The organism is Photobacterium sp. TY1-4, from assembly GCF_025398175.1.
In the GTDB taxonomy this organism is placed as follows: Bacteria; Pseudomonadota; Gammaproteobacteria; order Enterobacterales; family Vibrionaceae; genus Photobacterium.
This window is the reverse complement of sequence record NZ_CP099734.1, coordinates 2,312,007-2,325,150: the sequence shown is the minus strand read 5'-3', so window position 1 is coordinate 2,325,150 and position 13,144 is coordinate 2,312,007. Positions and strand designations below refer to the sequence as shown.

The 13,144-nt window shown below is 55.8% G+C and carries 11 protein-coding genes; 6 read left to right on the top strand and 5 right to left on the bottom strand.

The features are described 5' to 3' along the window. Positions 1 to 62: 62 nt before the first annotated feature. Positions 63 to 881: an adenosylcobinamide-GDP ribazoletransferase gene (locus NH461_RS10860; RefSeq protein WP_261602887.1), complete on the bottom strand. Its 819-nt coding sequence runs from the start codon at positions 879 to 881 to the stop codon at positions 63 to 65. A 5-nt stretch (positions 882 to 886) separates the two neighbouring features. Then, positions 887 to 1,915 (bottom strand): nicotinate-nucleotide--dimethylbenzimidazole phosphoribosyltransferase, encoded by a 1,029-nt coding sequence (gene cobT, locus NH461_RS10855; RefSeq protein ID WP_261600367.1) that lies wholly within the window; start codon positions 1,913 to 1,915, stop codon positions 887 to 889. Between the two features lie 244 nt (positions 1,916 to 2,159). Here cobT and NH461_RS10850 point away from each other — a divergent pair, with 244 nt between their 5' ends. Then, the gene (locus NH461_RS10850) at positions 2,160 to 2,630 is read left to right on the top strand and encodes a low molecular weight protein-tyrosine-phosphatase (RefSeq protein WP_261600366.1); all 471 of its coding nucleotides are present in this window, start codon (positions 2,160 to 2,162) and stop codon (positions 2,628 to 2,630) included. 73 nt (positions 2,631 to 2,703) lie between these two features. Here the strand turns inward: NH461_RS10850 and NH461_RS10845 are convergent, their stop codons facing one another. Beyond that, entirely contained in the window at positions 2,704 to 4,260 is a 1,557-nt protein-coding gene (locus NH461_RS10845; protein ID WP_261600365.1) for a SulP family inorganic anion transporter, read from the bottom strand. A 239-nt stretch (positions 4,261 to 4,499) separates the two neighbouring features. After that, positions 4,500 to 7,862, bottom strand: coding sequence for a ribonuclease E (gene rne / locus NH461_RS10840; RefSeq protein ID WP_261600364.1), 3,363 nt, complete (start codon positions 7,860 to 7,862; stop codon positions 4,500 to 4,502). Between the two features lie 437 nt (positions 7,863 to 8,299). Between rne and rluC the strand changes: the two genes are divergently transcribed. Continuing rightward, on the top strand, positions 8,300 to 9,262 hold the full coding sequence (rluC, locus tag NH461_RS10835) for a 23S rRNA pseudouridine(955/2504/2580) synthase RluC (protein ID WP_261600363.1): 963 nt from the start codon (positions 8,300 to 8,302) through the stop codon (positions 9,260 to 9,262). Positions 9,263 to 9,432: 170 nt separating this feature from the next. Here rluC and NH461_RS10830 read toward each other — a convergent pair whose 3' ends face one another. Then, entirely contained in the window at positions 9,433 to 10,014 is a 582-nt protein-coding gene (locus NH461_RS10830) for a Maf family protein (protein WP_261600362.1), read from the bottom strand. Between the two features lie 356 nt (positions 10,015 to 10,370). On the opposite strand from NH461_RS10830, the gene yceD reads away from it, so the two are divergent. Genes yceD through NH461_RS10810 form a run of 4 tightly spaced genes read left to right on the top strand, consistent with a single transcriptional unit; the run spans position 10,371 to position 13,075 of the window. Further along, positions 10,371 to 10,883: a 23S rRNA accumulation protein YceD gene (gene yceD, locus NH461_RS10825; RefSeq protein ID WP_261600361.1), complete on the top strand. Its 513-nt coding sequence runs from the start codon at positions 10,371 to 10,373 to the stop codon at positions 10,881 to 10,883. 24 nt (positions 10,884 to 10,907) lie between these two features. After that, positions 10,908 to 11,078, top strand: coding sequence for a 50S ribosomal protein L32 (gene rpmF / locus NH461_RS10820; protein WP_039468809.1), 171 nt, complete (start codon positions 10,908 to 10,910; stop codon positions 11,076 to 11,078). Between the two features lie 9 nt (positions 11,079 to 11,087). Further along, entirely contained in the window at positions 11,088 to 12,113 is a 1,026-nt protein-coding gene (plsX, locus tag NH461_RS10815; protein WP_261600360.1) for a phosphate acyltransferase PlsX, read from the top strand. 5 nt (positions 12,114 to 12,118) lie between these two features. Further along, positions 12,119 to 13,075, top strand: coding sequence for a beta-ketoacyl-ACP synthase III (locus NH461_RS10810; RefSeq protein ID WP_261600359.1), 957 nt, complete (start codon positions 12,119 to 12,121; stop codon positions 13,073 to 13,075). The last annotated feature ends 69 nt before the right edge of the window (positions 13,076 to 13,144 follow it).

The following is a 13,144-nucleotide window of genomic DNA, read 5'->3' as shown; positions in this document are numbered from 1 at the left end:
GGAGATCCTATGTCTGTTGAATGTGATTCGTCACCGGGGTGACGGGTGATGTTGCGCTCGGATTACATCAGTGCCAGAAGCACCAGATAGCCGGCCAGCTCTGAGATTTGCTGGGCCGCACCAAGGCAGTCCCCGGTATAACCGCCGAGTTGGCGATGAAACCATAAACCGCATCCCCAGCGTACCAGCGCGATGACGACAACGAGTGCCAGCGCGGATGACAGGGGCAAAAGGAGTAATATAATCAATCCGGTGGTAATTAAAACCCACAAATCCTGTTGGCTTTGCTGGTTGGCCAGGGGTTTGACCTTGCTGAGTGCGTCCGCTCGGACATACGGGTAGGAGAAAATCAGGCTGGCAGCACAAATGCGGCTGAGGGGGTGTAATACCAGCAATGCCAACGCAGGGTAGAGTGGCTGGTCTTCGGCCAGGGCGCTCAGGGTGGCCCATTTGAGGCCCAGCATCATGAATAGCGCTGCCGCGCCATAGGCCCCGAGCCGCGAGTCTTTCATGATGTCCAGCTTCTGTGCCGGGGTCCAGCCGCCGCCAAACCCGTCAAACACATCGGCCAGGCCGTCTTCGTGAAAGGCGCCGGTCAGCAGCAAGGTTACGACGATTGCCAGCCCCACCGCGATTGGTGGCGTAAAGGCCCATTGGGCGACCAGGTAGACCGCCGCCGCAATCCCGCCGACGACAATGCCGACCGCGCCGAAATAGCGATTGGCCTGATTGAGCCGCTCAGACGAGTAAGGTGTCTTCGCCGGGATCGGAATCCGGGTGAAAAACGCCAGTGCGACCAGAAAAATCTGCCATTGGCGTTTGACCGGGGGCGTTTGCGCGTCGTCAGGTGCTGATTGCGTTGCTTCTGCCTGCTGGGGGATCTCGCTCACACGCTCACTCCGGCTTCGCTGAAGCTTGCCATGTTGTTATAAAACTCACAGGCCGCGCGGATCAGAGGCAGCGCCAGCGCCGCGCCGGTTCCTTCTCCCAGGCGCAGACCCAGATCCAGCAGGGGCTTGGCGGCGAGATGCTCCAGCATCCGCTGGTGCCCGGCCTCTTCGGAGCAGTGGCAGTAGAGAAAATAATGGCGGGCCTCGGGCTGGATTGCCGTGGCGATCAGGGCGGCGGCGGTGGCGATGAAACCGTCAACCAGTACCGTCATCTGAAGTTCCGCAGCCTTTAACATGCCGCCGGTGATTTGGGTGATTTCAAAACCGCCGAGGCAGGCGAGGATGCTGAGTGGATCATCGAATGCCGCCTCGTGCTGCAGTAGGGCCTGACGGATCAGCGATAGTTTTTGTTCATACTGCGCATCCGTGATCCCGGTTCCCCGGCCGACACAGGCTTCTGCCGGGAGCTGGAGCAGAGCAGCCATCAGCGCGGCGGCACTGCTGGTGTTGCCGATACCCATCTCGCCAAAGCCGACCAGGTTACATCCTTGCTGATGGACTCGGGCGACGGCTTCGGCGCCGTACATCAGCCCCTGGGTTACGGTGTCCCTGGACATCGCAGGTTGCCGGGAGAAATCCGCAGTGCCGGCTCCCAAGCGCTGCTTGATCAGCTGCGGGTGGTCGTCCGGCTCTAATTTTGTTCCGGCATCAATCACCTGGAGCGCCATATCACTGGTGCGGCAGAAACAGTTAATCGCCGCGCCGCCGGCAAGGAAATTCATCACCATCTGAGTGGTGACTTCACTGGGCGCGATGCTGACCCCGTGTTGGGCGATGCCGTGATCCCCGGCAAAGACCAGCAAATGCGGTTGGGAGATGACCAGCTCATCGGATTGCTGGATCATAGCCAGTTGCGTTGCGATGTCCTCCAGTTGGCCCAGTGCGCCGAGGGGTTTGGTTTTATGGTTGATTTTATCCCGGACTTGAGCGAGTTGCGTTGTATCTGGCGCGGTGATGGTGAACATGGTGGCGATACTCCCTGTTAGTGGCAAGCGCACGGGCCAAACGGCCAGTATGCAAAAAAACGGATGAGCAGGAATTTTGCGCCAGCACAGCGCGGAAGGCAATGGCAACACACGGAAAGTTCGGCCGTGCGTTGCTACCGGACAAAGCAGCATTTAGTTCGACGACCGGGGCAGGTATAGTGGCTGAGTGGCAGTCTGTTGTGTTATCGACTGCGTGATGCCGTTGAGAAAAAGAGGAGGGGCGATGGTCAATAAAACCGAGAAGGTACTCATTGTTTGCATGGGCAACATTTGCCGGTCACCAACCGCAGAAGCGGTGCTGCGGGCGAAGGCGGCGCAGGCCGGTGTCGCACTGGAGATTGATTCGGCAGGGACCATTGGGTATCACCAGGGCAATTCACCGGATGAGCGCTCCCGGGCAGCCGGTGAAGCGCGGGGATATAGTTTTCGCGGCATTCGGGCACGGCAGGTGGTGGCGGATGATTTTGAACGCTTTGATTATATTCTGGCAGCGGATCATGCAAACTTGCGGGATTTGGCGGCACAGTGCCCGGCGCAGCATCAGCAAAAACTGGCGCTGTTTATGAGCTATTCATCGTCGGACATTGAGGAAATCCCGGACCCTTATTACGGCGGGGCGCAGGGGTTTGAGACTGTATTGGATCTGATTGAAGAGGCCAGCGAGCAGTTCTTGGCCCGGTTGAGTCGTGGCTGATTTGCTGAGAACGAACTGCTGAATATGACAACGCCCGCAGGTGCGGGCGTTGTTGAGTCTTTGAAGGGGAAAATTAACCCAGGGTATCCGTCGCAACTTTGTAGCTTGGATCTTCCATCACGTTCACTTCCACCAGGTTGCCGGCTTTTTTCAGCAATGAGCGGCATTCCGGGCTCAGGTGGCGGATATGCAGGGTTTTGCCTTGGTTGGCATAACGCTCGGCAATGGTATCAATCGCTTCAATCGCTGAGTGGTCGGCCACGCGCGAGTTGGCGAAATCAATAATCACATCACTCGGGTCGTTGTTGGCATCAAACAGCGCCATAAAGTGCGAGACGGAGCCGAAGAACAACGGACCATTCACTTCGTATACCTTTGAACCCTGTTCGTTGATATGGCTGGTGGCGAAAATATGCTTGGCATGTTCCCAGGCAAATACCAGCGCCGAGTAGATCACCCCGACGATCACCGCCAGTGCCAGGTCCGCAACAACGGTGACGCTGGTGACCAGAATAATCGCGAAGAAGTCGTGCTTAGGCACTTTGCGCGCCATTTTGAAGCTGGCCCACTCAAAGGTGCCAATCACCACCATGAACATCACGCCCACCAGGGCGGCCAGTGGGATCATTTCAATCAGCGATGAGCCGAACAGGATGAACAGCAGCAGGCCCACGGCACCGGTGATTCCCGACAGGCGACCACGACCACCGGAGTTAATGTTGATCATCGACTGGCCGATCATGGCACAGCCACCCATGGCACCGAATACGGAGCAGGTCATGTTCGCAACACCCTGACCCACACACTCGCGGTTGCCTTGGCCACGAGTACCGGTCATCTCGTCAATCACGGTCAGCGTCAGCAGGGATTCGATCAGGCCGACAGCCGCCAGGACAACAGAGTAAGGCAGGATGATTTGCAGTGTTTCCATGTTGAAGCCGACTTCTGGCAGGGCGAAGGTCGGCAGCGAACCGGCCAGCGTTGCTGAAGCATCGCCGCTCATACCGCGGACGAAATCGATCACGGTCCGCGATTCCAGATCCAGGCCGTGGACCAGCGCGGTCACGGTGATAATCGCAACCAGTGAAGACGGAACTGCTTTGGTCAGCTTCGGCAGGAAGTGAATAATGGCCATGGTCAGGGCGACCAGACCCAGCATGATGTACAGCTGGGAGCCTTGCATCCACTGTAAGACGCCATTGGCATCCGGGATCTTAAACTGGCCCAGCTGCGCCAGGAAAATCACAATGGCCAGACCATTGACGAAACCGATCATCACCGGGTGCGGAACCATGCGAATGAATTTACCCAGTTTGAAGATCCCCGCCAGGATCTGCAAAACACCGGCCAGCATAATAGCGGCAAACAGGTACTGGATCCCGTGCTCAGCCACCAGGCTGACCATGACAACCGCCATGGCACCGGTTGCGCCGGAAATCATGCCCGGACGACCCCCGATCACAGCAGTCACCAGACCGACAATGAAGGCCGCATAAAGGCCAACCATCGGGTCGACACCCGCAACGAAGGCAAATGCCACGGCTTCGGGAACCAGAGCCAGGGCGACGGTCAGCCCTGAAAGAACGTCATTTTTGACGGATTGACGCGAAAATTGTGGGAATTCAAACATTTTATTCAGTTTTGATCAGCTTCGGTTATAAAAAGAGCATGGGAAAGACGCGAATGCTACAGAAATATGTGATTTGGTTCAACTTTCAAGCGCCATTTCAGCACAATATTCGCTGCAATTGTAAAAAACTTTGATGTTGATTAGGTTCACGGTGCAAAAGCAGCCTGTCGGTTTCAGGTCGACATCAGGCGAAAAAAAAGCCATGCAAAATGCATGGCTTTCGTTCCGTTTCAGACCGGTTAGTCCATCGATGGCTTGGTCATCGGCGCGCCGGCAATGCTGGTCGCCGTCTGGCTACCAGCCTGACGGGTAACCGCACGCTGCTCACGCATCGGTGCAATCGCGACGACAGAGACGTCCGCAGTTGCAGCCGGTGCCGGTGCCTTGGTCATCGGTGACGTGGTGTGGTGGCCACGTGGCGCTGTTGTCGTGATGCGAGTCGCCGGGCGGTCAGCCTGAGCCGTGGCAGCAGCAGGGGCTTCAACCACTGGTGCTTCCTCAGCCTGAGGGGCTACCGCTTCAACCGGGGCGGCAACATCTGCTTGCTCGGCTTGCGCTTCAGCGGGTGCCTCGGCCTCAGCTGTTACCGTTTCTTCAACGACAGCTTCTTCAGTTGTCGCTTCTTCAACTGTAGCTGTTTCAACGACAGTGTCTTCAACCGGCTTCACGTCGGCAACCACTGGCTCAGCTTCGACTTCCGTAGCTGCAACCGGGGCTTCCACAGTTTCAACTGCAACGGCTTCTGCAGCTGGTGCTTTAACGGCTACCGCTGTTTCAACCTCAGTGGTCTCTGCAACAACTTCAGGTGCACGTTGCGGGAACACTTTACCCATGGCCAGTTCCGGCATGGCGACACCACCAAGGGCTGGTGCTGTGGTCGCTGCAACAGCTGGCTCAGCCGGTGCTTCGGTCGCGGTTTCCACCACGGCTTCAACCGATGGCTTCTGGGCCGGAACCCAAACTTTGCCCATCGCCATTTCTGGTGATGCAACACCGGAAGCCAGGCGTGGTGCTTTCGGTTTTTCAACCGCAGAAACCACGTTCTCCAGATCGCCCATCGTCTCGGTGGCGGCTTCGACGGCATGGCCGACCGCTTCGGTTACGGCCGAATCAACACCTTCTTTCTCCGGACGGGTATCACGGATACGGCGACGACGCTGGCCGCTGGCACGCAGGTGGCGTGGTGAACGGCGGTTGCGGCGCTGGCCGTTTTCCTGCTCGCCATTTTGCTCAGCTGCATCCGATTCGACGGATTTGGCTTGTGCTTCTTTGGCGACGGCTGTCCCCAACTCCTGAAGTGGTGACGGCTGCTTCTCGGCGGTTACGTCTTCAACCTGCTGAGTTTGCGCTTCCTCAGCGTCAAGGATGCGGATTTTCTTCTGCAGCTGACGACGCTGGCGGCGTTGCTTCACCTTGGTCGCTTTCTCTTGCTCTTGCTGCGGAACCGCTTGCTCTTCAACGGCCGGTGTTTCAACGGCGGCCTCTTGAGTTTCCTGGCGACGTTGTTTCTTCTGCGCGCGGATCTCTTCGCGGCGCGACTGATGTTTCAGCTCTTTGGCTTCTTCATCGCGTTGCGGACGCGCTGGCTTGGCTGCTTTTTCAACCTGCGGACGCTCTTGCTTCGGTTTGTCGCTGCGACGACGTTGCTGACGCTCACCGTTGCGGGTATCACGTTCCGTGTCCTGACGCTTGCGGCCCTGACGGGTGTCATCTTTGCCGCGACGGCTGTCTTTGTCCTGACGTTTGTCCTGACGTTCACCACGACGGCTGTCCTGACGCTCACCACGGCGGCTGTCCTGACGCTCGCCACGGCGGCTGTCCTGGCGTTCACCACGACGGCCATTGCGCTTGCCGGTTTCTTTCGGCTCCGGTTGCGCTTCGGCAGCACCGCCGAACAGGCTGGTCAATGCGGTAAAGATACGGCTGAACAGTCCTGGCTTTTCAACCGGTTTCGCAGCAACTGCTTCAGGTGCTTTGCGCTTCGGTGGCTCAGTCGGTGCCGCGAAGCCTTGCAGTACCGGCTCTTCGCGCTTCTTGTTGATGATGCGATCTTGCTGTGGCTCAGACTCGGCTTCTTTCAGGGCTTCCAGCGCCCGCGGCAGGTGGTAGGACAGGGTATCCTGCTCATCACCGGTGCGGACACGGACCACTTCAAAGTGCGGGGTATCCATATCGGCATTCGGCACGATAATGGCACGGACACCGTGAGACTTCTCGATATGCTGCACCGAGCGGCGTTTTTCATTGAGCAGGTATGAGGCAATCGCTACCGGCACAATGGCCAGCACCTGCGAGGTGTTGTCTTTCAGCGCTTCTTCTTCAATCAGACGCAGGATCGACAGTGACAGGGACTCGCTGTCACGGATCACCCCGGTCCCGCTACAGCGCGGACACACATGGTGGCTGGCTTCCGCCAGAGACGGGCTCAGGCGTTGACGCGACATTTCCAGCAGACCGAAACGGGAAATCCGGCCGATCTGGACACGGGCACGGTCCATACGAACAGCTTCGCGCAGGCGGTTTTCCACTTCACGCTGGTGACGAACCGGCGTCATGTCGATGAAGTCAATCACCACCAGGCCACCGAGATCCCGCAGGCGCAGCTGGCGGGCGATTTCATCGGCCGCTTCAAGGTTGGTTTGAAGTGCTGTTTCTTCGATATCGCCGCCTTTGGTGGCGCGGGCGGAGTTGATATCAATCGAAGTCAGGGCTTCAGTCGGATCGATCACAATGGAGCCACCTGACGGCAGGCGAACTTCACGCTGGAAGGCTGATTCGATCTGGTTTTCAATTTGGTAATGGTTAAACAGCGGTGTATCGCTGTGGTCATACAGCTTCACGCGGCTCAGAAAATCCGGACGCACCTGCTGGATATGCTCGCGGGCACGGTCGTAGATTTTCTTGCTGTCAATCACGATTTCACCGATATCACGGCGCAGATAATCACGGATCGCGCGGGCAATGACGTTACTTTCCTGATGGATCAGGAAAGGTGCCGGTGCAGAGTCCGCTGCATCTTTCACGCGCTCCCAGTGGCTGAGCAGGTAGTTCAGATCGTATTCCAGATCTTCACCGGATTTGCCAACCCCGGCCGTGCGCACGATCAGGCCCATGCCTTGCGGCAGTTCCAGCGTGCTCAGGGCCGCTTTGAGCTCGGTACGCTCTTCCCCTTCGATACGACGGGAGATACCGCCGGCCCGTGGGTTGTTCGGCATCAGGACCAGGTAACTCCCGGCCAGGGAGATAAAGGTGGTCAAGGCTGCGCCTTTGTTCCCACGCTCTTCTTTGTCGACCTGAACAATGACTTCCTGGCCTTCTTTCAGCACTTCCTTAATGTTAGGTCGGCCTTGGTAAGAGTAATCGGCAGGGAAATAATCGCGGGCAACTTCTTTTAGCGGCAGGAATCCGTGGCGCTCAGCACCGTAATCAACGAACGCGGCTTCCAGACTTGGTTCGATGCGGGTAATACGGCCTTTGTAGATATTTGCTTTTTTAGACTCGTGGCCAGGGCTTTCGATATCCAAATCGAAGAGCTTCTGCCCATCAACTAATGCGACGCGCAACTCTTCCTTCTGAGTTGCGTTAATCAACATTCTCTTCATTATTTTGTACTCGTTTTTGTCGTTGTGCTAGCGGTCCGATTAGCGAGTTTGTACCGGTGGTGCCTGACTCCAAGTCTGTTCGTTAATGCAGCCTCACGGCTGGAATTCAGGAGTGCTATCTGGCTACACGTATTGTCCAGCGGTATTCAAGATGATTAGATCAGAAAATATACAGCTGTCATCACCGATTTACGCGGCGGTATCTTTTACACCGGTAAAAAATCTATAATCGAGCACGCTAAAAAACAGTCCGGAAAGCATCGCGTCTTATGCCATGTGCTGCGCTTTCTCGCCGAGCTGTATGAATGATAGTCAGTTAGGTGATATTCTGTTCACCATGTTACAGAAGTAGGCACTTTATCCCACTCCTGCAGGCAATCATAGCAGGGTGACTTTTTTGCGGCAATCTGCTTTGCATGCATGTTAGAATGAAACCTATGAAAGATGATAAACCAAAAGTGCAATTCATCGAGATCACTGATGACTTTGCAGGCCAGCGGATCGATAATTTTCTCCGAGCCCGGCTAAAAAACGTACCAAAAAGTATGATTTACCGCATCTTGCGAAAGGGTGAAGTGCGAGTAAATAAAAAACGTATAAAACCTGAGTACAAGCTGCTGGACGGTGATGTGGTTCGGGTGCCGCCGGTGACGGTGCCGGAGCGTGAATCGCAGGCGCCGGTCAGTACTAAGCTCAATAAAGTGGCAGAGCTCGAAGACTGCATTATCTACGAAGATGATCACATGCTGATCCTCAACAAGCCTTCGGGAACCGCAGTACACGGCGGGAGCGGGTTGAAATTCGGGGCCATTGAAGCCTTGCGGGCCCTGCGCCCGGATGCGCGTTTCCTCGAACTGGTCCACCGGATTGACCGGGATACCTCCGGGATCCTGCTGGTCGCCAAAAAGCGCTCGGCACTGCGTCATTTACAGGCTCAGTTTCGTGCGAAAACCGTACAGAAGTACTATTTCGCATTGGTGATGGGAGAGTGGAAGGCCAGTTGCAAGCAGGTGACTGCGCCGCTGCTTAAAAATGAAGTGAACAGCATCGTGCGGGTGAACCCGAACGGCAAAGCATCAGATACTCGGTTTAAAGTGATTGAGCGTCTGGAGCAGGCGACGCTGGTTCAGGCCAGCCCGGTGACCGGCCGGACGCACCAGATCCGCGTGCATTGCCAGTATACCGGTCACCCGATTGCCTGGGATGCTCGCTATGGCGATCCGCGGTTTGATGCGTATACGAAAAAAGTGGGCCTCAACCGACTGTTCCTGCATGCCGCGAACATCAAGTTCTGTCACCCGAAAACAGAAGCGGAGATGGAAATTAATGCGCCGATGGAGCCGATGCTGGTTCGCGCCATTGAGCAGCTGCGCAAGAAGCCGGTTCGGCAGGCATCGTAAGGGAGCCGGAGAGGAAGTCTGCTTTTCAGGACGAAGGCTGTCGTTGTTGATGCCTCTGTGACAGGCGATAGGATGAAAGGCGAATCTGAATGGGTTCGCCTTTTTCGACGGTCCGCTACAGTTTGCGGTGCCGGTCCGGATACCTGGCCGGATTCGCACGTTGCGACGGCTCAGAGTATCGCAACGCCTTCGCGGGCCAGCATCTCGCGCAGGGCAATCAGCGGCAGGCCGACCAGGGTATTCGGATCACGCCCTTCGAGGCGGTCAAACAGCGCGATGCCGAGGCCTTCGCTTTTAAAACTGCCGGCGCAGTTGAGGGGTTGCTCCAGCGTCACGTAACGGCGAATTTCATCGTCTGTCAGCGGGCGAAAGTGGACATGAAACGGTTCGCAGACAACCTGACTGTGACCGGTACGGGCGTTATGCAGGCACAAGCCGGTGTAGAAGGTGACGGTCTGGCCGCTGGCTGCTTGCAGCTGACGGACAGCATTGTCTTCCGTGTGGGGCTTGCCGAGGATCTGGCCGTCAATGACGCAGACCTGATCGGAGCCGATGATCAGCGTATCGGCATGGTTGGCGGCGCAGGCTTCAGCTTTGGCCTGGGCCAGTCGCATGACAAGTTGTTCGGCAGTTTCACCGGGCAGCGCTGTTTCATCAATATTCGGGCTGGCAGTTTCGAACGGGTAGCTGAATTTTTCCAGCAGGGATTGGCGAAACGGTGAGGTCGAAGCCAGCAGCAAAGGTTGGGTCATGGGATCGGGACTCGCTCTGGGAAGTATGGAGTTCAATGCCGGGTAGTCTAGCGTGCAATCTGCCCCTCGGCTACCGGTGTGACAAAAGCGGTACAACAGGCGAATCGGCACCATACTAAGAAGGTGGCTGACGGTATCAAAACTGGTCAGGATTTCGTCTGTCTTCGGTGGTTATTTGTTCGTTTGGTGAGTGGCTGGCAACCTGTTACCACTCAGGCAGATAGCGACCAATAGGGGGGAAGTGACCCGGCCGCGGGATGGCTGCCCGTGTGGTAGCTGGCGAATTGGCCAAAAGCTGTTAATTCGCGCACATTTCCTTTGACTCAAACAGATTAGAAGGCTAATATTCGCGCCCTATGCAAAAGGTAAAATTGCCGCTAACGGTAGATCCGGTTCGCGCCGCTCAGAAAAAACTCGACTATGATGGCATCATCAAAGCCGAAATTCTTGAGCGTCTGGCTGAATCCACCCAGAGCGTAATACGTGATGCAAACGTCACCTTATCATTTGACTTTGACCAACGTCATCTGGCCTTCATGCGCGGTCGCGCTGATGTCGCTGTGATGTTGACCTGTCAGCGATGCCAGGAAGGATTCGAACACGAATACAGTGTCGATTTCTGTTATAGTCCGCTCCTCAAGCCTGAGGCAGTTGATGAGTTTCCGGAAGCTTATGAGCCGGCTGACGTCGACGAAAATGGTGAGATCAACCTGATTCAGATTGTTGAAGATGAGTTGATTTTGGAATTACCTCAAGTCGCTATGCATGATGAAGCTGACTGCAAAGCCAGCGGAAACATGACTTTTGGTGAAATCCCCGTTGCTGATGAGCGTCCGAATCCGTTTGCAGTATTGAAAAATTTGAAGTAAGTAATTTTAACAGGAGTAGGGTTAATGGCCGTACAAAAGAGCAAAAAATCACGTTCAGCACGTGGTATGCGTCGTTCTCACGATGCACTGACAACTGCAGCTGTATCTGTAGATTCTGCAAGTGGTGAAACTCACCTACGTCACCACGTAACAGCTGACGGTTTCTACCGTGGCCGTAAGGTTATCAACAAATAAGGTTGAGCCTTGAGTGGTCTAACCGTTGCACTTGATGCAATGGGCGGGGATTTCGGTCCTCAAGTAACAGTGCCTGCCTCCGTGCAGGCACTGTTGCAATACCCATCGCTCAACGTGATTTTATTTGGTGATCAGCAAGCGATCACCGAGCAGCTATCCCTTCTTCATCAGCTCAAGCATCCCCGTATTCGCATTGTTCACTGTGAGCATGTGATCGCCAATGATACCCGGCCGTCTCAGGCATTACGCCGAAGTCAGGGATCGTCTATGCGTATGGCTCTGGAAGCGGTTGCCGTCGGGCAGGCCGATGCCTGTGTCAGTGCGGGCAACACCGGTGCCCTGATGGCGTTATCGCGCTTTACCCTCAAGCTGCTGCCCGGCGTTGACCGACCAGCACTGGTTTCTGCGATCCCGACCAATACTGAGCATAAAACCTGGCTGCTGGATCTTGGCGCCAATGTGTCCTGCGATGCCGATACCCTGTTTCAGTTTGCCGTGATGGGCGCCGTTCTTGCCGAACAGGATCTAACCGTTCCGCCGAAAGTGGCCCTGCTCAACATCGGTGAAGAGGAGATCAAAGGCAACGATCTGGTCAAGCGCTGCGCCGAGCTGCTGTGCGAGTCCCCCGAGATTGATTACATCGGCTATCTTGAAGGTAATGAACTTTATTCCGGACGGGCGGATGTGATTGTCTGTGATGGTTTCGTCGGCAACGTCAGCCTGAAAACCAGCGAAGGGGTTGCCAACCTGTTTATTGATAGCATCAAAAATGCAATCACCCGGAACCCGATAAAGCGTTTGGTGGCTAAATGGTTGTTTAATGACCTATTCGTCAGCCTCAAACGATTGAACCCCGACCAGTACAATGGCGCAAGTCTGTTAGGATTGCGCGGTATTGTGGTCAAAAGCCATGGAAGTGCTGATATTGCCGCTTTTTCAAATGCGATTGGCGAAGCGGTACACGAGGTCAAACGGCAAATACCGACAAAAATCAGTGACCGTTTGGAAGCAGTCTTACTCGAGAGGCATTATTAGTCTTCATGTATAGCAAAATTTTAGGTACCGGCAGCTACCTGCCAGCTCAAGTACGTTCTAATGCCGACTTAGAACAGATGGTTGATACATCCGACGAATGGATTGTCGCGCGGACGGGTATTCGCGAGCGCCGTATCGCCGCTGCTGATGAAACTGTCGCGGTCATGGGATATCAGGCTTCTCTGAACGCCATTGAGATGGCGGGCATCGATAAATCAGAGATTGACCTGATCATTGTGGCCACCACCAGTGCCAGCCATTCGTTTCCGTCTGCGGCCTGCCAGGTGCAGGGGATGCTGGACATTCAAGGCTGCCCGGCGTTTGATATCGCCGCAGCTTGCTCTGGCTTTATTTACGCCCTGAGCGTTGCCGATCAGCACATTAAAACCGGTATGGCCAAAAATGTCTTGGTGATTGGCTCTGATGCGCTGTCTCATAAATGTGATCCCGAGGATCGGTCGACTATTATCTTGTTTGGTGACGGTGCCGGTGCCGTGGTTGTCGGTGCCAGTGAAGCGCCGGGGATCATTTCGACCCATCTGCATGCCGATGGACACTTCGGGGGCCTGCTGAGCCTGGCGGTGCCGGAGCACGGCCAGACCTTCAGCGACGACAAGTGGCTGTACATGGCCGGCAACGAAGTCTTTAAAGTTGCCGTGACTCAGCTGTCGAATCTGGTGAAAGATACGCTGGCGGCAAACAATATGGATAAATCCGAACTGGACTGGCTGGTACCGCATCAGGCCAACCTGCGGATTATCTCAGCGACGGCCAAAAAGCTGTCGATGTCGATGGATCAGGTGGTGGTGACTTTAGATCGCCATGGCAATACCTCGGCCGCGACGGTTCCGACTGCGCTGGACGAAGCGGTCCGTGACGGCCGGATCCAACGTGGCCAGACCCTGCTGCTGGAAGCATTCGGCGGCGGCTTTACCTGGGGCTCGGCGCTGGTCAAATTCTGATCCGGCAGTGCACCTGCCTGGATTCGATAACGTTTAGGAAGGGGTGTGTCGTGACCGGTAATCTTGACT

Excerpts from the sequence above, each read along its gene's own strand:
- cobT (WP_261600367.1), bottom strand. The coding sequence starts at position 1,915 with ATGTTCACCATCACCGCGCCAGATACAACGCAACTCGCTCAAGTCCGG.
- NH461_RS10850 (WP_261600366.1), top strand. The coding sequence starts at position 2,160 with ATGGTCAATAAAACCGAGAAGGTACTCATTGTTTGCATGGGCAACATT.
- NH461_RS10845 (WP_261600365.1), bottom strand. The coding sequence starts at position 4,260 with ATGTTTGAATTCCCACAATTTTCGCGTCAATCCGTCAAAAATGACGTT.
- rne (WP_261600364.1), bottom strand. The coding sequence starts at position 7,862 with ATGAAGAGAATGTTGATTAACGCAACTCAGAAGGAAGAGTTGCGCGTC.
- rluC (WP_261600363.1), top strand. The coding sequence starts at position 8,300 with ATGAAAGATGATAAACCAAAAGTGCAATTCATCGAGATCACTGATGAC.
- NH461_RS10830 (WP_261600362.1), bottom strand. The coding sequence starts at position 10,014 with ATGACCCAACCTTTGCTGCTGGCTTCGACCTCACCGTTTCGCCAATCC.
- yceD (WP_261600361.1), top strand. The coding sequence starts at position 10,371 with ATGCAAAAGGTAAAATTGCCGCTAACGGTAGATCCGGTTCGCGCCGCT.
- rpmF (WP_039468809.1), top strand. The coding sequence starts at position 10,908 with ATGGCCGTACAAAAGAGCAAAAAATCACGTTCAGCACGTGGTATGCGT.
- NH461_RS10810 (WP_261600359.1), top strand. The coding sequence starts at position 12,119 with ATGTATAGCAAAATTTTAGGTACCGGCAGCTACCTGCCAGCTCAAGTA.